Origin of the sequence: Nonomuraea sp. NPDC026600, from assembly GCF_040638335.1 — a bacterium.
GTDB lineage: Bacteria > Actinomycetota > Actinomycetes > Streptosporangiales > Streptosporangiaceae > Nonomuraea.
This window is the reverse complement of record NZ_JBEZYD010000123.1, coordinates 1-1023: the sequence shown is the minus strand read 5'-3', so window position 1 is coordinate 1023 and position 1023 is coordinate 1. Positions and strand designations below refer to the sequence as shown.

The window sequence follows — 1023 nt, the reverse complement described above, 5'->3', positions numbered from 1 at the left end:
CGTCTACCAGGGGTTCTTTGCTTCGTCAGGCGAACGCCGAGCTCGCGATCATGCTGTGACCAGCGGACCGCCGTCACGAGGGTGAAAAAGGTTCACTGATCGAACTTCTCTGCGAGATGTTGGGGGTCATCTGGGCTCCTGGTCGGGCAGAGCGTGGGGGATCTCCAGGTCGCACCACACAACGCGGCGGCCGAGCGGAGTGACGTACGTGCCGCACCGCATGGAGAGCCTGCTTACGATGTCGAGGCTGCGGCCCGACTCGGCCTCGACATGCGGAGACTGGCCAGGGATGAATCGTGGCTCCGGCGCCGGGGCGCCGGGGTCAATCACCTCCAGACGGATGAAGCCGTTCCCGAAGCCCATCCGTAGTTTGAGCCAGTCGCGCTGCCGGCCTTGCGGCACGTGCACACAGGCGTTCGTCACCAGCTCGGAGACGATTTGGAGTACGTCGTCTCGTACCGGGTCACTGGCAGCAAGCCATATCTTGATCGCTTGCCGCGCCTGCCAGGGCGTTCTGGCAGTTCGACGCAGCGTTATGAACTTCGATACGACTATTTCCTCTATTTGCGCTGGCACAGAATCACCGACTATGTCCGTGTTTGATATGCGGCCCGCATCATAACTAAGACAGAGTTGCCCTGTTATGGACGACTGAACCGCCGTCGTTCGTTCCCCGAAAGGCATTTCCAAGAATGCTCTTGGCCAGCTACTTTTGGGATGGGACGGCTGTCACACATTTCAACAATCCTGTTGCGGCTGTTGTTGTTGCCGTCCGCAACTCCTGTTGTCCCCCCGAACGGAGAGTCGAAATGCCAGCAGGGCCAGATCTGCCGCCGGCCTCCTCCCCAGAGATTATTTTCGGCCTTGAGCTGCGCAGGCTGCGCAGGCTGCGCAGGCTGCGCAGGCTGCGCAATGCTCAGGGCTGGTCGCTACACAGAATGAATTCGTAGAGTCGTAGAGTCGTGACTGCCTGCTGTCTCTGGTGTATGCCGGGGATATGAGGTACGGGCAGAGGGGCGGGTA

General features: G+C 60.3%; 1 protein-coding gene. It reads right to left on the bottom strand.

Translation table 11 applies throughout. From position 1 onward, the window contains the following. Positions 1-126: 126 nt before the first annotated feature. The gene (locus AB0F17_RS66495) at positions 127-684 is read right to left on the bottom strand and encodes an ATP-binding protein (protein ID WP_358047878.1); all 558 of its coding nucleotides are present in this window, start codon (positions 682-684) and stop codon (positions 127-129) included. Positions 685-1023: the final 339 nt, after the last annotated feature.